24 protein-coding genes are annotated in these 24,335 nt (G+C 37.4%); 19 read left to right on the forward strand and 5 right to left on the reverse strand.

Going from position 1 to position 24,335, the window contains the following annotated elements:
* Positions 1-75 precede the first annotated feature (75 nt).
* Positions 76-1,020 carry an aldo/keto reductase gene (locus ACL9RH_RS05585; RefSeq protein ID WP_422692352.1) on the forward strand — a complete coding sequence of 315 codons (945 nt, stop codon included), beginning with the start codon at positions 76-78 and terminating at the stop codon, positions 1,018-1,020.
* An 82-nt stretch (positions 1,021-1,102) separates the two neighbouring features.
* Here ACL9RH_RS05585 and ACL9RH_RS05590 read toward each other — a convergent pair whose 3' ends face one another.
* Positions 1,103-2,950, reverse strand: coding sequence for a chloride channel protein (locus ACL9RH_RS05590; RefSeq protein ID WP_422692353.1), 1,848 nt, complete (start codon positions 2,948-2,950; stop codon positions 1,103-1,105).
* 260 nt (positions 2,951-3,210) lie between these two features.
* On the opposite strand from ACL9RH_RS05590, the gene ACL9RH_RS05595 reads away from it, so the two are divergent.
* The 6 genes from ACL9RH_RS05595 (at position 3,211) to ACL9RH_RS05620 (ending at position 10,470) form a co-directional block, all read left to right on the forward strand.
* Positions 3,211-3,888 carry a response regulator transcription factor gene (locus ACL9RH_RS05595; RefSeq protein WP_422692354.1) on the forward strand — a complete coding sequence of 226 codons (678 nt, stop codon included), beginning with the start codon at positions 3,211-3,213 and terminating at the stop codon, positions 3,886-3,888.
* 50 nt (positions 3,889-3,938) lie between these two features.
* Positions 3,939-5,225 (forward strand): sensor histidine kinase, encoded by a 1,287-nt coding sequence (locus ACL9RH_RS05600; protein WP_422692355.1) that lies wholly within the window; start codon positions 3,939-3,941, stop codon positions 5,223-5,225.
* A gap of 96 nt (positions 5,226-5,321) precedes the next feature.
* Positions 5,322-6,356, forward strand: a complete 1,035-nt coding sequence (locus ACL9RH_RS05605; protein ID WP_422692356.1) for a sulfite exporter TauE/SafE family protein — start codon at positions 5,322-5,324, stop codon at positions 6,354-6,356.
* Positions 6,357-6,421: 65 nt separating this feature from the next.
* Positions 6,422-7,174: a hypothetical protein gene (locus tag ACL9RH_RS05610; RefSeq protein WP_422692357.1), complete on the forward strand. Its 753-nt coding sequence runs from the start codon at positions 6,422-6,424 to the stop codon at positions 7,172-7,174.
* A gap of 43 nt (positions 7,175-7,217) precedes the next feature.
* Positions 7,218-9,635, forward strand: a complete 2,418-nt coding sequence (locus ACL9RH_RS05615; protein ID WP_422692358.1) for a TonB-dependent receptor domain-containing protein — start codon at positions 7,218-7,220, stop codon at positions 9,633-9,635.
* A gap of 34 nt (positions 9,636-9,669) precedes the next feature.
* A complete protein-coding gene (locus ACL9RH_RS05620; RefSeq protein ID WP_422692359.1) occupies positions 9,670-10,470 on the forward strand; it encodes a phosphatase PAP2 family protein in 801 nt (266 codons plus the stop codon).
* Between the two features lie 62 nt (positions 10,471-10,532).
* On the opposite strand, the gene ACL9RH_RS05625 is transcribed toward ACL9RH_RS05620, so the two are convergent.
* Together ACL9RH_RS05625 and ACL9RH_RS05630 are read right to left on the reverse strand one after the other, a co-directional pair.
* Entirely contained in the window at positions 10,533-11,336 is an 804-nt protein-coding gene (locus tag ACL9RH_RS05625; RefSeq protein ID WP_422692360.1) for an SDR family oxidoreductase, read from the reverse strand.
* A gap of 30 nt (positions 11,337-11,366) precedes the next feature.
* A complete protein-coding gene (locus tag ACL9RH_RS05630; protein WP_422692361.1) occupies positions 11,367-13,031 on the reverse strand; it encodes an FAD-binding dehydrogenase in 1,665 nt (554 codons plus the stop codon).
* Positions 13,032-13,171: 140 nt separating this feature from the next.
* On the opposite strand from ACL9RH_RS05630, the gene ACL9RH_RS05635 reads away from it, so the two are divergent.
* Both ACL9RH_RS05635 and ACL9RH_RS05640 read left to right on the forward strand, forming a co-directional pair.
* A complete protein-coding gene (locus ACL9RH_RS05635) occupies positions 13,172-13,600 on the forward strand; it encodes a rhodanese-like domain-containing protein (RefSeq protein WP_422692362.1) in 429 nt (142 codons plus the stop codon).
* A gap of 1 nt (position 13,601) precedes the next feature.
* A complete protein-coding gene (locus ACL9RH_RS05640; protein ID WP_422692363.1) occupies positions 13,602-14,099 on the forward strand; it encodes a TlpA family protein disulfide reductase in 498 nt (165 codons plus the stop codon).
* A 144-nt stretch (positions 14,100-14,243) separates the two neighbouring features.
* Here ACL9RH_RS05640 and ACL9RH_RS05645 read toward each other — a convergent pair whose 3' ends face one another.
* Positions 14,244-14,393 (reverse strand): hypothetical protein, encoded by a 150-nt coding sequence (locus ACL9RH_RS05645; protein WP_422692364.1) that lies wholly within the window; start codon positions 14,391-14,393, stop codon positions 14,244-14,246.
* Positions 14,394-14,653: 260 nt separating this feature from the next.
* On the opposite strand from ACL9RH_RS05645, the gene mug reads away from it, so the two are divergent.
* Positions 14,654-15,154 (forward strand): G/U mismatch-specific DNA glycosylase, encoded by a 501-nt coding sequence (gene mug / locus ACL9RH_RS05650; RefSeq protein ID WP_422692365.1) that lies wholly within the window; start codon positions 14,654-14,656, stop codon positions 15,152-15,154.
* A gap of 65 nt (positions 15,155-15,219) precedes the next feature.
* Here the strand turns inward: mug and ACL9RH_RS05655 are convergent, their stop codons facing one another.
* Positions 15,220-15,825, reverse strand: coding sequence for a DNA-3-methyladenine glycosylase (locus ACL9RH_RS05655; RefSeq protein ID WP_422692366.1), 606 nt, complete (start codon positions 15,823-15,825; stop codon positions 15,220-15,222).
* 83 nt (positions 15,826-15,908) lie between these two features.
* On the opposite strand from ACL9RH_RS05655, the gene ACL9RH_RS05660 reads away from it, so the two are divergent.
* The 9 genes from ACL9RH_RS05660 to ACL9RH_RS05700 all read left to right on the forward strand — a co-directional run bounded on the left by ACL9RH_RS05660 (position 15,909) and on the right by ACL9RH_RS05700 (position 24,329).
* Positions 15,909-16,403: a GNAT family N-acetyltransferase gene (locus ACL9RH_RS05660; protein ID WP_422692367.1), complete on the forward strand. Its 495-nt coding sequence runs from the start codon at positions 15,909-15,911 to the stop codon at positions 16,401-16,403.
* 148 nt (positions 16,404-16,551) lie between these two features.
* Positions 16,552-16,968, forward strand: coding sequence for an RrF2 family transcriptional regulator (locus ACL9RH_RS05665; protein WP_027372388.1), 417 nt, complete (start codon positions 16,552-16,554; stop codon positions 16,966-16,968).
* A gap of 81 nt (positions 16,969-17,049) precedes the next feature.
* Positions 17,050-17,763 (forward strand): phosphoadenylyl-sulfate reductase, encoded by a 714-nt coding sequence (locus ACL9RH_RS05670; protein WP_422692368.1) that lies wholly within the window; start codon positions 17,050-17,052, stop codon positions 17,761-17,763.
* Positions 17,764-17,774: 11 nt separating this feature from the next.
* Positions 17,775-18,683 carry a sulfate adenylyltransferase subunit CysD gene (gene cysD, locus ACL9RH_RS05675; RefSeq protein ID WP_422692369.1) on the forward strand — a complete coding sequence of 303 codons (909 nt, stop codon included), beginning with the start codon at positions 17,775-17,777 and terminating at the stop codon, positions 18,681-18,683.
* Positions 18,684-18,744: 61 nt separating this feature from the next.
* Complete coding sequence (locus tag ACL9RH_RS05680; RefSeq protein ID WP_422692370.1) at positions 18,745-19,983, forward strand: sulfate adenylyltransferase subunit 1; 1,239 nt, start codon at positions 18,745-18,747, stop codon at positions 19,981-19,983.
* A 5-nt stretch (positions 19,984-19,988) separates the two neighbouring features.
* Positions 19,989-20,819 carry a serine O-acetyltransferase EpsC gene (epsC, locus tag ACL9RH_RS05685; protein ID WP_422692371.1) on the forward strand — a complete coding sequence of 277 codons (831 nt, stop codon included), beginning with the start codon at positions 19,989-19,991 and terminating at the stop codon, positions 20,817-20,819.
* Between the two features lie 27 nt (positions 20,820-20,846).
* Positions 20,847-21,758: a cysteine synthase A gene (cysK, locus tag ACL9RH_RS05690; RefSeq protein WP_422692372.1), complete on the forward strand. Its 912-nt coding sequence runs from the start codon at positions 20,847-20,849 to the stop codon at positions 21,756-21,758.
* A 23-nt stretch (positions 21,759-21,781) separates the two neighbouring features.
* Positions 21,782-22,627: a uroporphyrinogen-III C-methyltransferase gene (cobA, locus tag ACL9RH_RS05695; protein ID WP_422692373.1), complete on the forward strand. Its 846-nt coding sequence runs from the start codon at positions 21,782-21,784 to the stop codon at positions 22,625-22,627.
* Positions 22,617-24,329 carry a diflavin oxidoreductase gene (locus ACL9RH_RS05700; protein ID WP_422692374.1) on the forward strand — a complete coding sequence of 571 codons (1,713 nt, stop codon included), beginning with the start codon at positions 22,617-22,619 and terminating at the stop codon, positions 24,327-24,329. Before cobA ends, ACL9RH_RS05700 begins: the two co-directional genes overlap by 11 nt.
* Positions 24,330-24,335 lie beyond the last annotated feature (6 nt).

Here is a 24,335-nt window from a genome sequence, read left to right on the forward strand (position 1 = left end):
ACGGCATGGCTATTTTAAATCTTTTATTTGCCTCTACATTTCTTACCTTAGAGGTCACTTAGTAAAATTATTTTTATGGAAAAAAGAAAAATTAAAAATACGGATCTTACCATAGCACCCATTAATTTTGGAGGAAATGTCTTCGGATGGACTTTGGATGAAAAAGAATCCTTCGATATATTGGATCGTTTTGCAGATGCCGGATTCAATTTTATAGATACCGCAGATACGTACTCATGGTGGGTAAACGGAAAAGGCGGACAGTCTGAGGAAATCATTGGAAAATGGATGAAAAACCGCTCCAACCGCCAAGATATTGTGCTGGCTACCAAAGTAGGTTCTGAAACCAAAGAACATGGTTATGATATCAGCAAAAAACATATACTACAATCTGTAGATGAATCTCTGCAAAGACTTCAGACGGATCATATTGATATTTATTATACACATTTTGATGATAATACCACTCCGGTAGAAGAAACCCTTTCTGCTTATGATGAGATTATTAAAGCTGGAAAAGTACGTTATATTGCAGCGTCTAATCTTTCTCCGGAACGTTTAAAAGCCTCATTTGAAGCCTCAGAAAAATATAGTCTTCCTAAATATGTAGCATTACAGCCTCATTATAACCTTGTGGAAAGGGAAGGTTTTGAAAAAAAATATGCCCCTTTAGTGGAAGAATTTGATTTAAGCGTTTTTCCATATTGGTCGTTGGCAGCAGGATTCTTGACAGGAAAATATCGTACAGAATCAGATTTTGCTAAAAGCGCAAGGGGAGAAGGTGTGAGAAAATATTTGAATGATAAAGGAATTGCTGTATTAAAAGCCCTTGACCAGATAGGTGAAAAGTATCACGCTCCACAGAGTACGGTTGCTCTTGCATGGTTATTGGCCAATCCGCTGATTACGGCACCTATTGTAAGTGCAACCAGTGCATCACAACTCGATACGCTGTTCAATGCTCCCAAGTTGGTTTTAGATCAAGACGATATTGATTTGCTGAATAAAGTAAGCAATTAATTATATACCCCTCATTATTAGATTAAAAGAAATCCGTTCAAAATTGAACGGATTTTTTATTGATAGGGTTGAAAAAATGATCTTAATCGGAGTATTCTTTAAGAAGCTGTCTATAGCTCATCAGGATAGAAGATTTTGAGATAAACCCGATAAAATCATTATTTTCACTGACTACAGGAAGATTCCATACCCCTGTATCATCAAAAGTCTGAAGAATATCTAAAGGCTTATTTTCACGATGAAGAATAGCCGGCGGAGCTTTCATCACCTGGATAACTTTCTGTAAAGGATCAATCTCTTTATTGAAAAGATAAGGTCTGATATCATCCAGAGTAAGTATGCCTTTTAGTTTTCGGGTTTCGTCTACTACGGCAAAAATATTTTTATCACCATTTTTTACCAGTTCAAACAATTCTGTAATAGAGTCATTTTCATTGATCGTCTGTGAATATTTATCAATAAAATCTTCTGTTCTAAGAGCAAAAAGGAGGTTTTTATCATGTTTATTAGTAAATATTTTTCCTTCATCGGCCAAAGATTTAAGTTCCGGAGAGATAGGAGAGAACCACTTGGCAATAAGATAAGACATTACAGAAACAATCATCAGAGGAATAAAAAGGTCATATCCGAAACTGGATTCTGCAATCAGAAATATAGCGGTAAGCGGGGCATACAAAACACCGCTCATGGCTCCTGCCATTCCAACCAGGACAAGATTGGTGACCGGAACATACGTAAATCCAAGATGCTGGCAGATTAAGGCAAACAAATATCCCAAAGTACCTCCAGCAAATAGAGACGGAGCAAAGTTTCCTCCATTTCCTCCACTAAAGATGGTAAATGACGTAGCAAAAGCTTTTAAAAGAAGAACCAAAACCAGAAAGATAATGATGGTCCAGTCTCCGATTTCAAAATATCTGAAAAAGCTGTTTTCGATAATAGAATAAGTATTTCCATTCGTAAAAGCCTTTACGGTTTCATAACCTTCCCCAAATAATGGAGGAAACAAAACGCATAATAATGAAAGAACAGCACCTCCAAACATCGCTTTACGAATTCTGGAAAGTTGAAGTCCCTTGATAAAATGTTCTACTTTTTGAGAGATAATAACAAAATATCGGGCGTATAACCCTGTTACCAATCCCAAAATAAGGTAATAAGGTACGTTTTTATAGTTAAAAGGATCTCTGGTATAAAATCTAAAAAGTACATCTTCCTGAAGCAAAATCCTGGATAAAAGACTTCCACAAACGGCCGCAACAACCAGAGGAATAAAATCAGTAAATACAACTCCGGTGAGTAGAATTTCAAAGGCAAACATGATTCCGGCAATAGGTGCATTAAATGCTGAAGCAATCCCGGCAGTAGCTCCCGCAGCTAAAAGCAGTGTCCGTTCTTTATAGCTAAGCCTGTAAGTCTGGGCATAGTTGGACCCGATGGCAGCTCCGGTAACGGCAATAGGACTTTCTAACCCTGCAGATCCTCCCAAACCAACGGTAATGGCACTTTGAATGACCTGCGAGTACATTTTGACAGACGCTACAATACTTGAATTTTGGGCAATTTCATATAAAATAGCGCCAATCCCTTTTCTGTCCTGCCCTTTAAACAAGGTCAGAACAATCATAGTTGTTAATACAATTCCTAAGAAAGGAAAAACAATATAGAATAAAATCTGATATTCAAAATGGACTTTATTGGTAATAAAATAATGGATGTTGTGAACGAGTGTTTTCAGGATGACTCCGGCTAAACCAGCCGTACATCCCACAAGAATTCCGGAAAGAACAAGAAATTGGTTTCTGCTCAGACGATTGTTCAGCCAATGCAGAATAAGCTCATAACTGCGTGCTTTTTCCAAACCATATTTCTGGAAATCTCTTTTAAATTTAAGGAAGCTTAAGTACTTTTTTTTGTTGTGAATTTTCACCCGGGAAAAATTTTAATCCTGCCATCAGATTGATACAGTTCCGTAAATTTATGAAATATCTGACAGAATTACCAGTTAAGATATTTTTCAGACTCAAAAATTGTTGAATAATGTTCTCGCAATCAATGTTTATCATGGTATATTTAAAGTTAAAATTTCTAATGATTAAAATAGGGAGAAACATTCATTTTATTTTTGTACATTCTATTCATGGATTAGGAATTCAAAATTTATTCAAAATTTAATGATAGTTTTATCACATGAAAATTCTAATTATAGAAGACGAAACCGAACTGGCCAAAAGTATTTCCGAGTATTTGTCGGAAGAAAACTATCTCTGTGAGCTGGCTGGTACTTATACCGAAGCGATGAACAAAGTAGACACGTTTCAGTATGACTGTATCGTACTGGACATTATGCTTCCCGATGGAAACGGTCTCAGAATTTTGGAAGAACTGAAGAAAAAGCAAAAGCAAGATGGAGTGATCATCATTTCAGCAAAAAATGCATTGGATGATAAGATTGAAGGTCTGAAATTGGGTGCTGATGATTATCTGACGAAGCCTTTTCATCTTTCGGAACTGATGGCCAGAGTGTATTCCATTATCAGAAGAAAGCAGTTTAGCAGCTCCAATGTAGTGACGCAAAACGAACTTCAGATTGATCTTCTGGCTAAAACGGTGGTGGTAAATCATGAAAATATTGCACTCACGAAGAAAGAATTTGATCTTCTGATCTATTTTATCGGGAATAAAAATAAAGTGATCTCAAAAAGCACTCTGGCTGAGCATCTTTCCGGTGATTTTGCAGATATGCTTGATAACCATGATTTTGTGTATGCTCATGTGAAGAATCTCAAAAAGAAACTTTATGATGCCGGCTCGCAACACTACCTCAAAACGGTGTATGGTACAGGATATAAATGGGAAGTGGAATAAATCGGACCATAAAATAGTAAAGTAAAACAAGGAAAATACCTTTATCAATTTTGAAACCTCTACTTGGTAAAACCACAAAGCCTTTCCTCATCTACGTCCTTATTGTATTGACGATAAGCATTCCCGTATATTATTTTGTAGTTGATACCATCTGGAAAAGCGAACTGGATGAACATAACCAGATTATTGTAGAGAAAACTGCTTATGAGTTTAACCAGTTAAAACTTTCTGATACAGAACTTGATAAAAGCCTTACTCTGTGGAATCATATTCAACCTGAAACGAATATTGAGAAAATTCCGACAGATAAAATCAAAGGAGATACGGTTTACACCTATGAAAAACACTTGCCTTTCATATCAGAGCAGAAAAAAGAGCGTTACCGATGTCTTCAGAAGGTTATTTATATTCAAAATAAGCCTTATCTTTTTACGATACAGACCAATATTGAGGAATCTCACGAAACAATAGCGGTAATTGCGATGATTACAATATTTTTCTTTGTGATGATTGTTGTCGGCCTTTTATACTTGAACAGAAGACTTTCCACATCGATCTGGAAACCTTTCCGGGATACATTGGACCGATTAAAAACCTTTAAACTAAACAGTCAGTCTAAAATTGAGTTTCCCGTTTCGGATATTACAGAATTTGAAGAACTGAATCAATCTCTTCAAAAATTGATTGAGCACAATGTCTCAGTCTATAAAAACCAGAAAGAGTTCACCGAAAATGCTTCTCACGAATTACAGACCCCTCTTGCCATTATCAAAAACAAACTGGATCTTCTGCTTCAGGATCAAGATCTTACAGAAAAACAATATAGAATTGCAGAAGATATCAACAGGGCGTTGACAAGAAGTTCCAGAATCAATAAAAACCTTCTGTTACTGGCTAAAATAGATAATAATCAGTTTGATAATTCTGAAATGATATCATTTGATCACCTGCTTCATCAGAGTATCGAAATTCTACAGGAACATTTTGAACAGAAAAATATTTCCGTACAGGAAAATATCTCTTCCGATGTAAAACTCAGCGGAAACAGCAGTCTTACGGAAATTATGATCAATAATCTTATGGTAAATGCCATCAGACATACTGTTCCAGGAGGTTCTATTGGAATACTTTTAACCGAATCTATTTTTGAAGTTTCCAATTCCGGCACCGAAAAACTGAATGAGGATCTGTTATTTAAAAGATTTTCAAAACTGTCTACTGATAGCAATGGCAGCGGCCTGGGGCTTCCTATTATTCAGGAGATAGGGAAATTTCATCATTGGACCATAACGTATAGATTCGAAAGCGGTTACCATATTTTCACTGTTAATTTATAGTTAAAAAAAACGCAGAATCTGATAATTCTAAATTTCTTCTAAATCGGATTGCATCTTTGTATAGAAAATATACTGAAGTGTAAATTTTATTTAGAAATGATTGTAAAAATTGCCCTTTTATTCGCAGGAACAATACTTGCATTTTGGATCAGCGCTATTTGCGGAGGCGGTGCAAGTCTGATTTTGATTCCTATTCTTAATCTGTTGCTTCCTACATCTCTGGTTCCATTCTCATTAACGATTGGTACCTTTACAAGTTCTGCCTCACGCATTGCCGTGTTTAAAAAACATATCAACTGGAAAATATTTCTGTGGTTTGTGCCATTTTCCATTCCGGCCGTTCTTCTTGGAGCCTACCTTATCAAATATGTAAATCCCAATTATCTGCAGCTCATGGTAGCTTTCTTCCTGATCGCTAATCTGCCGCAGCTTTTTACTTCAAAGAATAAAAAAGAGGAATCGGAGAAGCCTTATCCTACGTCGGCCCTAGCACTCATTGGCTTTTCGGCAGGCTTTATTTCAGGAATTACCGGTGCTGTAGGTCTTCTTTTTAACCGCTTTTATTTAAAATTCGGTCTTAAAAAAGAGGAAATTGTAGCAACACGTGCTGCCAATGAAGTTTTTCTTCATCTGATCAAACTCATCATCTATATATCCTTAGGACTGTATTCCAATATGGCATTATGGCTGGGAATTGCGATTGCGGTAGGTGCTGTAGTATCCTCTTATACAGTACAATATATTCTTCCTCACCTCAGTGAAAATCTGTTCAGAAAAATAGGGTATGGAGCAATGGTTGTTTCTGGAATTACTTTGATGACGTCTACTTCCAGTAAGATTATTCAGCAGGATCAGATTACCATCAATACTTCGTCTACAGAAAGTAAAAATGTATACGCTATGTCCTGGAGAAATACCCGTTTGGTATTGGAATATAAAGCCAACAAAGGTATTGAGCTTGAAAAAACCATACAGCCTGAAGATTTGTCCGGAAACCTTAAAGACATGTATCACAATCTGATGGAACATTACGATGATGTACACATTGAGAAAGTCTATGCTTTTGGTAAAAAGACTACTCATGAATTCTACTGTTATAAGAATAATGTACTGACGAAATATAAAGCGTAAGTGCTTGGGAATAAAAGGTAAGATAACAGGAACGAAAAATTAGTTTAAAAACAAAACCAATCCAGATGAAAACACCCAATAAAGTAGCTGCTGTGACCCTTCTTTTCTGGTTGATGAAAATTGTCGCAACCACCTTGGGAGAAACCTTAGGAGATTTTATTTCCATGACGTTGAATTGGGGATACACCATGGGAATTGTTGTTACCTTACTGTTCTTTATAATAATCTTATCGGTACAGCTCTCAATCAAGAGGTACATTCCTGATATCTACTGGCTTGTGATTATAGGAACAACAACTTTAGGAACCGAAATTTCAGATTTTATTGACAGAACCTTACAAGCAGGTTATTTCGCAGGCAGCCTGATCTTGCTTTGTGGTCTTCTGTTCTCACTTTTCCTTTGGTATAAAAAATATAAAAACCTTGAAGTATATCCTATCATTGAACGGAATAAAGAAATTTATTACTGGACCGCCATATTATTTTCCAATAGTTTGGGAACGGCATTCGGAGATTTTCTGAGTGATAACCTGGGACTTGGGTATTTAACTGGAGCCTGCATTACAGGTCTTATTATTATCGTGGTGGTTATGCTTCATTATTTCACAAAGATCAATCATGTCATGTTGTTTTGGATTGCTTTTGTTTTCACAAGACCTTTTGGAGCTACTTTCGGAGATCTTTTAACAAAACCACTCGCAAAAGGCGGTCTGGATCTAGGGACCTTAAATGCTTCACTCATATCATTGGCTTTGATGATTCTGATGATTATTATTTCACAAAGAAAACACAATAAAGAAATGCCTTTAAAAGGTTGATCTGTCATAGACACAATTCTTTTTAGGAACAAAAAATTATATTATGAATAAAACTACGCTGTTAATTTTTCCCACAATTGTTATTTCTTCAATGGCTGCTGCGCAAATGAGCTCAGTGACCGTTTCAGGCAGAATTCTCAACAAAGAGAAAGCTTCGCTGCCTTATGTCAATATTATTTTAAAAAAGGAAAAAGACAGTGCGTTTGTAGCCGGCACCATTACCAATGAAGAAGGAAGATTTTCGATGATAGGAGTACAGCCGGATCATTATCTTCTTGAAACTTCTGTTACAGGGTACACTACACAAGTACAGCCTGTTTTTATCGGAAGTCTATCAGAATTTCTGGAAATCCCAATCATTGAGCTGGAGCAAAAACCTCAGCGCGAAAATGCAATAGAAGAAGTAACCCTTACAGCTTCCAAAAAAGCGGAAATAGGCAATCAGCTTGATAAGAAAACTTACTCGGTAGCAGACAACATCAGCCAAAGCGGAGGATCTGTACTTCAAAGTATGCAAAATCTTCCCGGAATTACCGTACAGGACGGAAAAGTACAGCTGCGGGGAAATGATAAGGTTACGATTCTTATTGATGGTAGACAAACAGCAATGACAGGGTTTGGAAGCCAGACAGGGCTGGATAATATCCCTTCCTCTTCAATAGATAAAATTGAAATCATCAACAATCCTTCTTCAAAATATGATGCCAATGGAAATGCAGGAATCATCAATATTATTATGAAAAAGAATAAGAAAAACGGATGGAACGGTAAAACAGGCTTTAACGCTGGACTTGGGTCTCTTTGGGTAAGAAAAGAAAACCTGCCAACCATTCGCCCTCAATATACGATGACCCCAAAAATCAATCCCTCACTTTCGCTTAACTATAGAAAAAATAAAGTCAACATTTTCCTGCAGGCCGATAACCTGTATACTCAAACGCTGAATAAAAATGAATTTGTAACCCGTACGTATGACGATGGAACTGTGATCAATTCCCAACTGAAAAGAAACCGGAATACTAATTTTTTGACGACAAAAGCAGGAATAGACTGGAATATTGATGATCAAAATACATTCACCGTTTCCGGAATATACGGCAGTGAGAAAATTATAGACCGTGGAGATCAGCCTTTCTTTAACGGAGATAGATCACAGCGGCTTCGTCTGTGGCAGTTTCTGGAGGATGAACTGAAAACAACCATCATGGGAACCGCTTCTTATCAGCATAAATTTAAGGAAGCCGGGCATTTATTGAACGTAGGATTTAATTACACTTTCCATCGCGAGGATGAAAAATATTTCTATGATAATTATTTGCCTACAACTACCGGTACAGATGCTTTTAAATTATTGTCCGATGAGCAGGTGTATGATTTTAATATAGATTATATCAAGCCATTAAAATACGGGAGAATTGAAACCGGAATTAAGCTGAGAAACAGAAGTATCCCAACCGATATGAATTTCATGCCTGGAATGAATTCTGTGCTGGATGTTTCTGCAGGAGGAAAAGCAGATTATAAAGAATTTATTCCCGCAGTGTATGGAAATTATGTTTTTGAAAACGAAAAATGGGAAGCTGAGCTGGGACTAAGACTTGAATATGTGAAAATTCAGTATGATGTAAATCCCAATCATCCAACTTACAAAAGTGATGGTTACAATTATACCCAACCATTTCCCAATTTCAGACTGGCTTATAAGGTAAATGATCACCATAAATTCTCGGTTTTTTATAATAGAAGGGTAGATCGTCCCAATGAAGTTGATATCAGAATTTTTCCAAAGTATGATGACGCAGAAATCATTAAAGTAGGAAATCCGGCATTAAGACCTCAATTTACCAACTCTGTAGAGCTCGGGTATAAATATAACTGGGATAACGGATATCTGTATTCTGCTCTTTATCATCGTTTTGCCAACGGAACCATTACCAGAATTTCAAGTATTGTTCCGAACAGCACTTTGATTTATGCTATATTTCAGAATGCCGGAAAAAGCTACAACACAGGTATTGAAGCCATCTGGAACCAAAAAGTTTCTGATATATACTCTTTCAACGTCAATGGAAATCTGTACAGAAATCAGATTGATGCATTCTCGGTATTGAATCTTTATCCTTCACCCAATACATTTTCTGCAGATCAGCAGTCTGCCATTTCAGGGAATTTGAAGATGAATAACATTTTTCATTTTACAAAAGGTCTGGATGCACAATTAACTGCAGTATATCTGGCTCCTGATGTTATTCCACAAGGAAGAATACAATCAAAGTTTTCGATTGATGTAGGAGTGAAAAAATCAATCCAGAAAAGAAAAGGAGAGGTCTTCCTGAATGCCTCCGATCTTCTGAACACAATGGTTATTAAGAAAAAGATTCAGGGTGTCGGTTTTGCTTACACCAGCAACGATTATTACGAAACCCAGGTCATAAGACTGGGCTACAGCTATAAATTTTGATACAGAATTTAAAACTCTATAAATGTGATTTAGGATGAAAAAGCACTTTCAAAAAAAACTGATGTATGGCGCTGTTTTACTCACAGTTTTCAGCAACGTTAATGCTCAGAATACCAATGATACAATAGCCGTTCAGGAAAAAAAACAGGACAGTATCGTAAGTATTCAACCCAGCAGACTGAATTATAAAAGTCTCATTATTCCCACTGTATTTATCGGATATGGGATTGCAGGATTATCTATGAATAATCTGAAACAGCTTAATATATCTACCAAGACGGAAATCAACGAACATCAGCCCGGTCGTACCAACCTGGATAATTATACCCAGTATGCTCCTGCAGTGATGGTATATGGTTTTAATGCACTTGGAATAAAAGGAAAACACAATTTGAGAGACCGAACCATTATTTATGCTTCTTCTCAGCTGATTTCGGCCGCGTTCACCATGCCATTGAAGTATCTGGTGAAGGAAGAAAGGCCAGACCGCTCCAATACATTGTCTTTTCCATCAGGACACTCTGCTACAGCATTTTCTTCTGCACAATTTATGTTTAGAGAATATAAGGATACCAATATATGGCTGAGCCTTTCCGGATATCCTTTTGCCATTTTCACAGGAGTGTACAGGATGTTGAACGATAAGCACTGGCTGGGAGATGTGGTAGCAGGAGCAGGATTTGGAATACTCTCTACGGAATTGGCGTACTGGCTTTTTCCTAAAATAGATCATATGCTTCGTGGTAAAAAAACAAAAAATACACTGTCCTCCACGATGGTAATGCCTTTTTACCAGGACAAAACTGTGGGAATAGGATTGGTAAAGAATTTTTAAAAACCTGAAAGTCTTTTTATACGGGAATTTCATTCTTTTCATAGAGTGGAATTCCTGTTTTGTTATACGACCTTCGCTTTTCGAATGATCTTTGCCAGTATTCCGGGAACAAATCGTTTCAGATAAACAGCCAGTACTTCTTTTCCTCCAATAGCTTTTTGGTTTTTCTTTTTTTCAATAGCATGAAGCATTTTCTTGGCAAAAACGTCTACAGGCATCCCATTATTGGTAGCATTATCCATGGTTCCTTGTTTGGAACCATCTCCGGTGACTGCATTGATAGAAATATCGGTCTGTATAAAACCGGGACAAATAATGGTGATGAGTATTTTCTTATCATATAATTCTGCCCGTAATGCATCAAAGAAACCGTGCAAAGCATGTTTTGCAGCGGCATAGCCACTTCGCATTGGAGCTCCAAATATTCCCATAAGGCTGGAGACTACGGCAATCTGTCCGCCTCCATTTCCAATCATATAGGGAAGTACAGCTTTTGTAAGAGCTACCGTTCCTAGAAAATCTATATCCATAAGACGTTTATCTACTTCTATATCCGTTTCTATGGCTAAAGAACGCTGGGATAAACCGGCATTATTAATAAGGAGATCTATTCTTCCAAATTTTTCTATTGCTTTGGAAACCACATCGGGCATATTTTTGTAATCCATCAAATCTAGGGGTATCACCGCATAGCGATTGGCGGGAAGTCCTGCTTTCTCAGCAACAGCATGTAAAAGTTCTTCTTTTCTTGAGGAAAGAATAATGTGGGCATTTGTATTCAGAGCTAGATTTTTTACCAGGGCTTCTCCAATTCCTGATGAAGCGCCGGTAATCCAAATCACTTTGTTGTTAAAATAATGTTTCATGGTTTCTTACCTGTATTTTTAATGAAGGTATTATAAACCTGCAATATATTTTCCTGCTTTCATTCCTGAAAAAATACATCCGCCTAAGAATGTTCCTTCCAGGGCACGATAGCCATGCATTCCACCGCCTCCAAACCCTGCGGCTTCTCCTGCAGCGTACAGACCTTCTATGATGCTTTCATCTTCCTTTAGAACTTGTCCGTTCAGATTAGTTTTAATTCCGCCTAATGTTTTTCTGGTCAGAATATTAAGACGTACAGCGATCAACGGGCCATTTTCAGGAGACAATATCTTATGCGGGGCAGCCACACGGCCAAGTTTATCTCCCAGATAGTTTCGGGTATTTCTAATGTAATTCACCTGTGTGTCTTTCGAAAATTTATGATCCAACTCTCTGTCTCTTGCTTCTATCTGAGACTTTATATGGTCATAATGTAAAAGATGATCGCCAGATAATGCATTCATTTTATCTACCAAATCTTTCAGATTGTCTGATACGATAAAATCCTTACCATGTTCTTTGAAAGCTTCTACGGGACCCGGCGCTTTTTTTCCAAAAATTCTTTTCAGGAAAAGTGAATAATCTTTATTGGTAATATCCGGATTCTGTTCTGAACCTGACAAAGCAAATTCTTTCTTAATAATTTTCTGAGTAAGAATAAACCATGAATAAGAAAAACCTGTCTCCTGAATATATTTCAAGGTTCCTAATGTATCAAAGCCTGGAAGGAACGGAGCTGGAAGACGGTTCCCTTTAGCATCAAACCAAAGAGACGAAGGACCTGGCAAAATACGGATTCCGTGATTAGGCCAGATGGGGTTCCAATTTTGTAAACCTTCTGTATAATGCCACATTCGGTCACGGTTAATGATATCTGCACCTGCGCTTTCTGCAATACCGATCATTTTTCCGTCTACATACGCAGGAACACCGCAAACCATATTTTCAGGGGCTTTTCCCAGTCTTTCCGGCCAGTTTTTTCTTACGAGTTCGTGATTGGCACCAATTCCTCCGGAAGCAATGATAATATTAGGAACATTATATTCGAATTGAGAGATTACATTTCTGTTGGTTGCTACACCTCTTTCTTTTTGATCATTTTCCAGAATATCGCCTTTTAAACCTTTTACTTTACCATTTTCAATAATAAGATCGGTAACTCTGTGCCTGAATTTCATTTGCAACAATCCTTTTTCTTTGGCCTGATAGGCTTTTTCAACAAAAGGTTTTATAACACCTGTTCCAGTTCCCCAACTCACATGAAAACGGGGTACAGAATTCCCATGACCTGTTGCCGATCCATCACCACGCTCAGCCCAACCTACCATAAACATCAATTTGATCCCAAGCTTAGAGATATAATCATATTTCTCGCCTGCGGCAAATTGCAGATAAGCTTCTGCCCATTGACGGGGCCAATAATCTTCTTCACGGTCAAATCCTGCAGTTCCTTGCCAATCCTGTAAAGCCAGTTCATAGGAATCTTTGATGCCCATACGCCGTTGTTGTGGCGAATTGATCAGAAAAAGACCTCCAAATGACCAGAAGGCCTGTCCTCCCATATTTTCCTCCGTTTCCTGGTCTAATAAAAGTACTTTTTTCCCCGCATTGGTTATTTCCATCGCAGCAGTGAGCCCTGCAAGTCCTGTTCCTATGATGATGACATCAGGCTGGAATGTTTCTTCCTTATTCATAAGGTATTTTTATTGAATAATACTTCATATAAAAGTATAAAATTATTCGATAACGAACTGAAAAATCATGAAAGGAAAAAGGTTGGGCATATTGTTTTCAATGTTCAACTTCTTCATTTATCTTTGTGAAAAATAGAAGTATGAAGTATTTGTTTATCATTGTCTGCATGTTTGGTTCTATATTCGGTCATGCACAACAAAAACCTGATCCATGGAAAGACAGCCAGCTTATGGATCCTGCTTTACTGGCATCCAGAATTGAAAAAAAGAAAACAAAAGATCTGGTTATCCTTTCGGTAGGGCCTGAAGCGATTATTAAAGGTTCTGTGGATATAGGACCTACCCGCGAGCCCGAAAACCTGGAAAAGTTAAGAAACTATCTTAAAAACGTTCCTAAGGATAAGGAAATTGTGATTTACTGCGGGTGTTGTCCTTTCGTAAAATGTCCTAATATCCGTCCTGCCTTTAATTTGTTGATGGAACTTGGTTTCAAGAATGCCAAACTCTTGAATCTGCCTAAGAATATTAAAACAGATTGGCTGGATAAAGATTACCCTATAAATGATTAGTATGAAGATTCGTTTTATATTACTTTTAATGGTAATTTCAGGACTTGCTTTTGCTCAAAATGGTAAAATAGAAATAGGGAAGAAGGCTCCCGAAATTAATATGACGAAAGCGGACGGAACTGTTTTTTCTTTTTCCACGCTTAAAGGAAAGCTTGTGTTAATAGATTTCTGGGCAACGTGGTACGCTCCATGTGTAGAAGAACAGCCTGAGCTGAAATCTCTTTATACGAGCTATTCTGAACAGGTGAAGAATAATACATTTGAAATCCTTGGGGTTTCTTTGGATAAAAGCAAAGATAGTTGGCAAAAAGCAATAGAACGTTTTGGTATCAGTTGGGTTCAGATCAGTGATCTGAAATTCTGGAAAAGTCCTGTTGCCAAAACGTATGAAGTGGATGAACTTCCTTTCAATGTGATCATCAATGGAGAAGGAACTATTATTGCTAAAAATCTCCACGGTAAAGATCTGGAAGAATTTTTAAAGAAGAATTTGCTTTAAAAAAATTTATAATTAAACATTTTGTTGAATAAAATAAAGAGTGGCAGATGCCACTCTTTTGTATTTGTGTATTAGAATCTAACGCGCAATAATTTTTAAAAATCATTATTGTATTGATAAAAGAGACAATCATGAGGGAATAGATTATCTTTTATCATTATCCTGTTGAGCGGCTGTAGGAGTTCCTCTAGCAAGGTTCTCCTTTCCTGCATCTATAGTAAAATTACCTTGTGGAGTAGAAGTACTAATCCCTACTTGATCATATACTTTGACCGTAAAAAATAAAAATGCCATGACAGCTGATAAAAGTATATTTTGCATATATTGTGTAATTGAGTATTGTAAAAGTAATCAATTATTTTATATATTTCGCTATTTGGTGAATTTATATATGAATATTAACTAAAAATAATAATTGATTCATACTAACTTATCTATTTGTTTAATTATTTGATAGACAAAGCATAATAAAATTGATTGAATTTGTCTTAATTTCAATAAGCAGAAGACTTGAAATATCATTATATTGCTCTTTACAATTAAGAAGTTTGATCATGTTAACAGATATTATTACCCACAATCTCGATGTTATATTCTGTGGAATTAATCCAGGATTGAAATCAGCAGATGATGGTCATCATTTTTCAGGAAGAAGCAACCGTTTTTGGAAGGTTCTTCATCAGTCTGGTTTTACACCTTATGAAGTTGAGGCCATTCATGATACCAGTATTCTAGACTTTGGATATGGTTTGACTACTGCGGTAGCCAGAGCGACTTCCCGCGCAGATGAGCTTTCAAAAGAAGAATTTGATGATTCTCTGGAAACTTTTAAAACAAAAATCCACGAGTTTCAACCCAGATATGTAGCTTTTCTTGGTAAGGCAGCGTATAAAGCGTTTTCTAAAAAGAAAGAGATTCTCTGGGGTGCGCAAGATGAAGATTTCTGCGGAGCTAAAGTATGGGTTCTTCCCAATACCAGTGGCCTTAACCGCGGATTTTCATTAGAAGATCTTGTTGCGTCATATAAAGAATTTTATTTGGCCATAAGAGAATAAAGATTTTTCCCATTGTAGCACATATTTGGTAATTATTATTCACTCTAATTGCTTTTAGAATCCTCTTAAAATGTATTGGGTTTGCTTACATATCGATTTCCTTTCACAAAGAAACGCCACGGCAGAAGTGCGTCTTCCTGTGCATATGCAACACCTATTCTTGGAGCTTCAATAATGTCTTCAGCAGAATACTGAATTCCGTGATCTTCAATCCAGATTTCATTTCCGGCAAGGTCTTTTTTGTTGAAAGCTTTGTCAATACCCAATGCTTTTGCAGCAGATCCGGGACCGGAAGATATGGCAGCTTTGGTAACTGGCATTTTTCGTCTGATTTCCATGAATTCCTTGCCTAAAAACGGTTCAACAGCTCTTATTAAAACAGCGTGAGGTTCATCCAGCACAGAAGTTACCACATTAAAAAGATGATGAATTCCATAACACAGATAAACATAGGAAACCCCACCATGATCATACAAGATTTCCGTGCGATCGGTACGTCTCCCTCCATACGCATGAGAAGCCTTATCTGATACACCGTTATAAGCTTCTGTCTCTACAATGATACCCGCTGTCTGGTTTCCGTTGATTTCAGTAAAAAGTACTTTTCCCAAAAGATCTCGTGCCAGAAAAAGAACATCTTGGTTGGAATAATAGGTGAGTGGGAGTTTCAAATCAATAAATTTATAGATGATTACCTCAAAATTAAGGATATTAATGTAATTTTATTCAATATTATCAACCAAATCCTGTTTCTATGTATTACGAAGACAGTACAATTATTATCCGAGAGTTTACCCCTCAGGAATTTTCTTTATTCTTTGAACTTTTTGAAAACGAAAACGTTACCCGCTATCTTCCCTATAAAACTCCTCAAGAATATAAAGAAATGTTTGAAAAAGCATTATCAGATTATCAGGAAGGAAGCTTTAGCCGATGGGGAATATTTAATGCCCAAAACAATGGTTTTGTAGGAATGTGTCTTGCCAGAATCTTTCTAGACAATCCTGAACAAATAGAAATAGGGTATATCTTAGGAGAAAATTACTGGGGAAAAGGATTGGGAACAAATGTTTGTAAAGCACTCGTTGGGTATTGCTCATCATTAAATCACGAAAAAGATATTGTTGCCGTAACAAATCTGGATAATATAGGATCTCAAAAAGTACTTCTCAAAAGCAACTTTGCCAGAATTGAAAACTTGAAACGTGAAGATAGAGAACTGGCTTACTTTATATTAGAGAAAAAATAGATAGATTCTGATACCAACCTCGAAATATGAAAAATATTTTCTCTTTCGGAAGGTCCGCAAATTAACGGATTTTATAGTTGGTTCTAATCCATTACTTCATTATAAAACATTTCATAAATAAAATAATTTATCATAACTTGCAGAAATTATGATGTCAAAACGTTGCAAATACGCACTAAAAGCAATGGTCAGATTAGCAAGAAATTACAATCAAGGCTTTCTGCCCACTTCCGTTATTGCACAAGACGAAAATATTCCCAAAAAATTTTTAGAACAGATTCTTCTGGAGCTTAAAAGAGCAAAACTGGTCAACAGCAAACAGGGAAAAGTAGGAGGGTACTATCTCCTGAAATCTCCCGATGAGGTCTCTCTTGCAGATATTTACCGTATTTTTGACGGTCCCATCGCACTTACTCCATGCGTATCTTTAAACTTTTATGAAGCCTGTGATGATTGTGTGGATGAGGCCGTTTGTTATCTTAGGAAAGAATTAATGATCGTTCGTGAAAAGACCAGAACAAGTATGATGGAAGCTACTCTGACTAAGTTTATTAATAACAAATAATTTTTTTTCATTTAAATTCTACTATTTTGATAGGAGTTATAGAATTTTATATATATTTGCAATACAAAAATTCGAATGGATATGGAAAACATTCTTAAAAATGAATATGATATACTTCTGAAAGAGCTTTATGAAGGCTCTTTTCGAGGCAATGAACTGCAAACCCTTGCCGAAAGATTTCCTGATAAAGTTATTTTCTCTACCAGCTTCAGCTATGAAGACCAGGTGGTTACTCATCTGATAAAAGATCTCAATATTGATATTTTCACACTGGATACAGGGCGGCTTTTTGAACAGACTTATGAAACCTGGACCAACACAAGAGCTTTCTTTAAAAAAAATATCAAAGCCTACTATCCTGATACTGAAGAATTGAAAAGCTTCATTTCTGAAAACGGTCCCGATTCATTTTACCAGTCCGTAGAACAAAGAAAAACCTGTTGTGCTATTCGCAAAGTTCATCCATTGAAGAAAGCACTGAAAGGATATCAGGTATGGATCACCGGGTTGAGGTCTGAACATTCTGCCAACCGTCAAAACATGCCTCAAATAGAATGGGATCCAGATAATAATATCATCAAGTTTCATCCCATTCTTCACTGGAGTTCCGAACAGGTTACAGAGTATGTAAAGACCCATCATTTACCTTATAATCATTTGCATAAAAAGGGTTTTGTGAGCATAGGATGTGAACCTTGTACAAGAGCTATTAAAGAAGGCGAAGATTTCAGAGCAGGCCGTTGGTGGTGGGAAGATGCCAATAAAAAGGAATGCGGCCTCCATATTCATCAATAAAAAATAAAAATATGTCAAAATACCAATTAAACTATCTGGATCAGTTAGAGTCTGAATCTATTTATATATTAAGAGAAGTTGCGGGCCAGTTTGAACGCCCGGCTTTGCTATTCAGCGGAGGGAAAGACAGTATTGTGCTGGCTCATCTGGCAAGAAAAGCTTTTCTACATGGGAAAATTCCTTTTACATTCGTTCATGTAGATACAGGACACAATTTTCCGGAAGTGTTAGATTTTCGTGATCAGCTGGTAAACCAATTGAATGTCAAGCTGGTAGTAAGAAAAGTTGAAGATACCATAAAAAGTAAAAAATTAACCGAAGCTAAAGGAAAATTCCCCAGCAGAAACTGGCTTCAGACCTATACTTTGCTGGATACTATAGAAGAATTCGAATTTGATGCCTGCATTGGAGGAGCAAGAAGAGATGAGGAAAAAGCCAGGGCTAAAGAAAGAATATTCTCTGTTCGCGATGAATTCGGGCAATGGGACCCAAAACTTCAGCGACCTGAACTATGGAATATTTTCAACGGAAAAATTCAAAAAGGAGAAAATGTAAGAGTTTTCCCCATCAGTAACTGGACCGAGCTTGATATTTGGAATTATATCCGCAGAGAAAAGATCGCCTTACCTTCAATCTATTTTTCGCACGAAAGAGAAGTGATCGATTTCAACGGACAGTGGCTGGCCAATTCATCACACGTTCTGCTGGAGCCTGAAGACATTATTACCACCAGAAAAGTGCGCTATAGAACGGTAGGAGATATGACTTGTACTGCTGCAGTAGAATCCAGTGCAGCAACCATAGATTCTGTGATTGATGAAATTGTTGCGACAAGAATTTCAGAACGTGGAGAAACCCGTATTGATGACAGAGTAACTGAAGCTGCCATGGAAGACAGAAAAAAAGGAGGATACTTTTAGATAAGTAATCAACTTTACTTAGGTAACAATAAAATTACTCATTATTTATAATTAAAATCGGATGGATATATTAAGATTTATAACAGCAGGAAGCGTAGATGATGGTAAAAGCACCCTTATCGGAAGATTGCTTTACGATAGCAAAAGTATTTTACAGGATCAGTTGGAAGTCCTTGAAAAACATTCTAAAAATAAAAATGAAGACGGTGTAGACCTTGCTCTTTTAACGGACGGGCTTCGTGCCGAAAGAGAACAGGGAATAACCATTGATGTGGCTTACCGCTATTTCTCCACTGCCAAAAGAAAATTTATCATTGCAGATGCACCGGGACACGTACAGTATACCCGAAACATGATCACAGGAGCCTCAAACTCTGACTTGATGGTTATTTTGATAGATGCGAGAAAAGGAGTAATAGAACAAACCCGAAGACATTCCATCATCGCATCACTTTTGAAACTGAAAAAGGTAGCTGTAGCCATTAATAAAATGGATATGGTAGATTATTCCGAAGATGTTTTTGAAACCATCAAATGCGATTATTCAAAAATTGCAGAAAACCTGGGATTGAAAGAGGTAAATTATTTCCCGATTTCTGCGCTGAAAGGTGACAATATTGTTTCCAATTCATCCAAAACAGATTGGTACAAGGGAAGCTCTCTTCTTGAATATCTGGAACAGGTAACCTTGAATGAAGAATTGAATACCGGAAGCCGTTTTCAGGTTCAGTATGTTATCCGCCCTCAAACAGAGGAACTTCATGATTATAGAGGATATGCCGGACAAATATTGAGCGGGTATTTCAAAAAGGGAGATCAAATACAAATACTTCCTGCAGGTCTGGTAACCGAAATTTCAAAAATTGAGATCAACGGATTGGAAAAGGAAGAAGCATTTGAGGGACAGCCTGTTGTTATTCATACCGTTCATGATGTAGACATCAGCAGAGGAGATATTTTCGCTACAGAAGATCAGCTTCCGGCAGCAGAAAAAGATGTTGAGGTTCTTTTATGCTGGCTGGATCAGAAACCCTTAAAACCAGGTAATAAATATCTGCTGCAACAGAATAGCAGACTGGTAAAAGCTATTGTTAAAGAAGTAGATTATAAGATTGATGTGAATACTCTTCAACAGGAAGCGGTTGATTCTGATATCAAACTTAATGAAATTGTGAAAGTTACCCTTCGAACGGCACAGCCTTTGGTCTATGATAGTTTTATCAATAATAAAACAACAGGGTCTGCAATTCTGGTAGATGAAACTTCTAATTCCACTGTTGCAGCCTGTATAATTCAATAGAAAAGATGGCAATTTCCAATCATTTAATTCAGAAAATTCATCATACAAAACAGAACAACATTCATGGATTTTTTGATAAAATAAAAACAAAAAAGTGGGTTAAAGAATTGTATGAAGTACTTTTTCTTCCCCAAAATGATAATACTGAAGAACAGCTGGAAAAAGATTTCGCAACCTTGCAGAGAACTCTTTCTGAACTAATCAATACGATAACCGTAGATAAAGAAGAAACTCAATTTCATGTGAACAGATTCTTTGAAGCTTTACCGGAACTGTATGATCAGCTGGTGCTCGATGCAAAGTCAATTTTAGAATTTGATCCTGCTGCAGACTCACTGGATGAGGTCTATCTTGCTTATCCCGGCTTTTTTGCCACTTACGTTTACCGTATTTCGCATCAGCTTTGGAACCAGGAAGTAAAGATATTACCGCGGGTCATTTCAGAATATGCTCACAGTAAGACGGGAATAGATATTCACCCCGGAGCAGTGATCGGAGCCTCATTTTTTATTGATCACGGAACCGGAATTGTCATTGGAGAAACCACCATCATAGGAAACCATGTGAAAATCTATCAGGGAGTAACCCTGGGCGCGCTGAATGTTTCCAAAGAGAAAGCCAATCAGAAGAGACATCCCAATATTGAAGATGATGTGATTATTTATTCGGGAGCCACTATTCTTGGAGGAAATACGACAATAGGCCGCGAGAGCATCATTGGAGGAAATGTATGGATCACTCAGGATGTACCTGCCCAATCGTTGGTCTTCCATAAAAGCGAAATTAAAATAAAGGATAACAGTTCCTTACCGGAATCTTTAAACTTTGTGATATAAAAAACAAAAAATAAAAATTACAGTGATATGAAATTTCAGAATGCATTAGAAACGATTGGCAATACACCCGTCGTGAAAATCAACAACCTTTTCAGTTCCAATCATGAAGTCTGGATCAAATTGGAAAAAAATAACCCTGGCGGAAGTATCAAAGACAGAATTGCATTGGCAATGATTGAAGATGCAGAAACCAAAGGATTATTAAACAGTGATAGTACAATTATAGAACCTACCAGCGGAAATACAGGTATTGGCCTTGCACTGGTAGCGGCTGTTAAAGGATATAAACTCATTCTCGTAATGCCCGAAAGCATGAGTATAGAACGTCGTAAGATCATGGAAGCTTACGGAGCCGAATTCGTTCTTACTCCAAGAGAAAAAGGAATGAAAGGAGCTATTGAAAAAGCGAATGAACTGGCGGAAGAAACTCCAAATTCATGGATTCCAAGACAGTTTGATAATCCTGCCAATGTAAAAGTACATACAGAAACAACAGCACAGGAGATCCTTCAGGACTTTCCGGACGGCCTCGATTATATCATTACCGGAGTCGGAACCGGAGGACACATTACCGGAATTGCAAAAGTAGTAAAGGAAAAACTTCCTCACGTAAAAGTAATTGCCGTAGAACCTGAACTGTCTCCAGTATTAAGCGGTGGAAGTCCTGCACCACACCCTTTACAAGGTCTCGGAGCTGGATTTGTACCTTCCATTCTGGATATTACCCTTTTGGATGGAGTAATCACCGTAGGAAAGGACGAAGCTTATGAATATGCCCTTAATGCAGCCAAAAAAGAAGGCCTTTTTGTAGGAGTTTCTACAGGAGCCGCTTTAGCTGCCATCGCAAAACATTTACCGCAAATATCTCCAAACGCTAAAATTCTAACCGTAAACTACGATACCGGAGAAAGGTACCTTTCTGTAGAAGGACTCTTCTAATTCCTTAACTAACACCGACTTCAATGAAAACAACAATACAATCACCAAAGGTTTACCTTATCGGTGCAGGGCCTGGCAACCCCGAACTCATCACAGTAAAAGCAGTAAAAGCTATTGAAAAGGCAGATGTCATTTTATGTGACCGTCTGGTAAGCCCCGAAATTCTGGAAACGTATGCCCAAGCACACACAGAAATAATCTATGTAGGCAAAGAATGCAGCAAAAATGCGTCTACTCCTCAATCTCATATCAATACTTTAATGGTAGAATATGCTCGCCAGAATAAAACCATTGTAAGGCTTAAAGGCGGAGATGTTTCTATATTTTCGAATATTCTGGATGAATTGCAGACGTTAAAAGACAATCGGATTCCTTACGAGATTATCCCGGGAATTACGGCTGCTCTCGGAGCTGCTGCTTTTGCGGGAATGCCTTTAACAGCAAGAGGATACTCAACTTCGGTACGGTTTCTTACCTATTACAAATCCGATATTCTGAATGAAGAATACTGGAAAGAACTTGCCCTAACTAGTGATACCCTTGTTTTCTATATGTCGAAAGGAAACCTTACCAAGCTTGTAGAGAAATTCAGACAGCTTGGAATCTCCGAGGATAAAAAAATTGCCATTATTGAACAGGCTACCACTCTGTATCAAAAAGTGTATACCTCTTCATTTGAAGATTTTAATCAAACATTTGGAAATAAAACCTTTGTTTCCCCTTCATTGGTTGTTGTGGGTAACATTGTCAATCTTCATGAAGAATTTGCATGGCTTGAAAACACAGAGAAAGAAGGCCTTTACTTCAAATCGGTGGAAAATGGAAGCTTAATCCCTAAAAATCAAAACTTCTTTGAATATGCTGTCTGAAAATAAACTGAACATATTAAAACAAATATCCGGAGATTTCTCCAGAGATGAAGCCATCTGGGCCAGTGGATATCTAGCGGGACTTGCAGGAGGAAATTCTCTCACCGCTGTATTGCCTCCCCAACAGCTTGAAAATACGCTGCCCAATACAGTGAAAAAAATCACGCTGGCATATGGAACAGAAACAGGAAACAGCAAAAAATTGGCAACAGTACTGGCTGGAATTGTTAAGAAAAAAGGAATCCAGGTCAAATTAGCAGATCTTTCCCAATACAAGCCAAAAGATTTGAGCAAGGAAGAATTCTTTTTTGTTATTATCAGCACACAGGGAGAGGGAGAACCTCCGGCTCTTGCCAAAAAGTTCTATGATCATATTCACGAGAATGATATCGATCTGAATGCCCTGAAATTTGGTGTCCTGGCTTTAGGAGACAGCAGCTATCCTCAATTTTGCAAGACTGGTGAAGACGTTGACTCCCGTTTCGAGATTTTGGGTGCACAACGTATTGTCCCTTTAAAAAGATGCGACATTGATTATGAAGAGGAAGCAACGCACTGGATAGAAAATGTATTCGAAACAGTAAGTAAAACTTCTGCTCATCCGATAAAAAACAGTACGTCTTCAAAATCAACATCAGGAAGAAAAAAATACAAAGGAAAAGTTTCTGCGACGGTAAATCTGAATGACATAACATCAGAAAAAGAAACGTATCACATTGAAATAGAGACAGAAGAAAACCTTGTTTATCAACCGGGAGCTGCTTTAGGCATCATTCCTTTCAATTCAAAAACGGTAGTTGAAGAAATTATACATCTCACAGGAATAGATCCTGACAGAAAAATTGAGACCGCCAAAGCTACAGATACTGCAGAAGAATTACTATACAGGCACCTTAATATCAGCTATTTGCTGAAATCTGTAGTGGCTCAGTATGCCAAAATCACAGGACATTCTATCCCTGAAGTTCGTTTAAGTCTGCTCGATCTATTAAGAATTTATCCGGTAAAGAACGCTGAAGAATTTGAAGAAGTCATCCAGATATTGACAGGGCAGGCTCCTCGTCTTTATTCTATTTCTTCATCTTTAGAAGCGCACGGGGAAAACGAAATTCACATCACAGTTGCTAAATCAGAGTTTTTTATTGATCATCAGAAACATAACGGACTTTGTAGTGGTTTCTTAAGTGATTTTCAGGAAGGAGAAGATATAGAGTTTTACATTCAGGATGCCGGACATTTCAAACTTCCTGAAACGGATAAAGATATCATCATGATTGGCCCTGGAACAGGAATTGCGCCTTTCAGATCATTTCTTTGGGAGCGTGATGCGGTAGGTGCAGAAGGGAGAAACTGGCTGTTTTTTGGAGACCGGAATTTTGTATCGGATTTCCTTTACCAAGCTGAACTTCAAGAACTTATTAAAACAGGAAGCCTGACTCACTTAGATCTTGCTTTCTCCAGAGATACGGCAGAGAAAATATATGTACAGCATAAACTAGAACAGAAGGCTCAGGAAGTTTTTTATTGGTTGGAAGGAGGAGCGTCTGTATATGTATGTGGAGCAAAAGAACCTATGAGCAGGGATGTGGAAGAAACCCTCGTTAATATCATTCAGAAAGAAGGAAAACGAAGTAAAGAAGAAGCACTTCATTACCTGGAAGAAATGGAACTGGCCGGAAGATACGCCAAAGACGTCTATTAATCTGAA

The organism is Chryseobacterium sp. Mn2064, assembly GCF_049319685.1.
Lineage (GTDB): Bacteria > Bacteroidota > Bacteroidia > Flavobacteriales > Weeksellaceae > Chryseobacterium.

Coding starts and splice junctions, on each gene's coding strand:
- ACL9RH_RS05630 (WP_422692361.1), bottom strand. CDS start 13,031: ATGAATAAGGAAGAAACATTCCAGCCTGATGTCATCATCATAGGAACA.
- ACL9RH_RS05635 (WP_422692362.1), top strand. CDS start 13,172: ATGAAGTATTTGTTTATCATTGTCTGCATGTTTGGTTCTATATTCGGT.
- ACL9RH_RS05700 (WP_422692374.1), top strand. CDS start 22,617: ATGCTGTCTGAAAATAAACTGAACATATTAAAACAAATATCCGGAGAT.
- cysK (WP_422692372.1), top strand. CDS start 20,847: ATGAAATTTCAGAATGCATTAGAAACGATTGGCAATACACCCGTCGTG.
- cysD (WP_422692369.1), top strand. CDS start 17,775: ATGTCAAAATACCAATTAAACTATCTGGATCAGTTAGAGTCTGAATCT.
- ACL9RH_RS05680 (WP_422692370.1), top strand. CDS start 18,745: ATGGATATATTAAGATTTATAACAGCAGGAAGCGTAGATGATGGTAAA.
- ACL9RH_RS05605 (WP_422692356.1), top strand. CDS start 5,322: ATGATTGTAAAAATTGCCCTTTTATTCGCAGGAACAATACTTGCATTT.
- ACL9RH_RS05665 (WP_027372388.1), top strand. CDS start 16,552: ATGATGTCAAAACGTTGCAAATACGCACTAAAAGCAATGGTCAGATTA.
- cobA (WP_422692373.1), top strand. CDS start 21,782: ATGAAAACAACAATACAATCACCAAAGGTTTACCTTATCGGTGCAGGG.
- ACL9RH_RS05625 (WP_422692360.1), bottom strand. CDS start 11,336: ATGAAACATTATTTTAACAACAAAGTGATTTGGATTACCGGCGCTTCA.
- ACL9RH_RS05640 (WP_422692363.1), top strand. CDS start 13,602: ATGAAGATTCGTTTTATATTACTTTTAATGGTAATTTCAGGACTTGCT.
- ACL9RH_RS05610 (WP_422692357.1), top strand. CDS start 6,422: ATGAAAACACCCAATAAAGTAGCTGCTGTGACCCTTCTTTTCTGGTTG.
- epsC (WP_422692371.1), top strand. CDS start 19,989: ATGGCAATTTCCAATCATTTAATTCAGAAAATTCATCATACAAAACAG.
- ACL9RH_RS05585 (WP_422692352.1), top strand. CDS start 76: ATGGAAAAAAGAAAAATTAAAAATACGGATCTTACCATAGCACCCATT.
- ACL9RH_RS05670 (WP_422692368.1), top strand. CDS start 17,050: ATGGAAAACATTCTTAAAAATGAATATGATATACTTCTGAAAGAGCTT.
- mug (WP_422692365.1), top strand. CDS start 14,654: ATGTTAACAGATATTATTACCCACAATCTCGATGTTATATTCTGTGGA.
- ACL9RH_RS05615 (WP_422692358.1), top strand. CDS start 7,218: ATGAATAAAACTACGCTGTTAATTTTTCCCACAATTGTTATTTCTTCA.
- ACL9RH_RS05595 (WP_422692354.1), top strand. CDS start 3,211: ATGAAAATTCTAATTATAGAAGACGAAACCGAACTGGCCAAAAGTATT.
- ACL9RH_RS05645 (WP_422692364.1), bottom strand. CDS start 14,393: ATGGCATTTTTATTTTTTACGGTCAAAGTATATGATCAAGTAGGGATT.
- ACL9RH_RS05620 (WP_422692359.1), top strand. CDS start 9,670: ATGAAAAAGCACTTTCAAAAAAAACTGATGTATGGCGCTGTTTTACTC.
- ACL9RH_RS05660 (WP_422692367.1), top strand. CDS start 15,909: ATGTATTACGAAGACAGTACAATTATTATCCGAGAGTTTACCCCTCAG.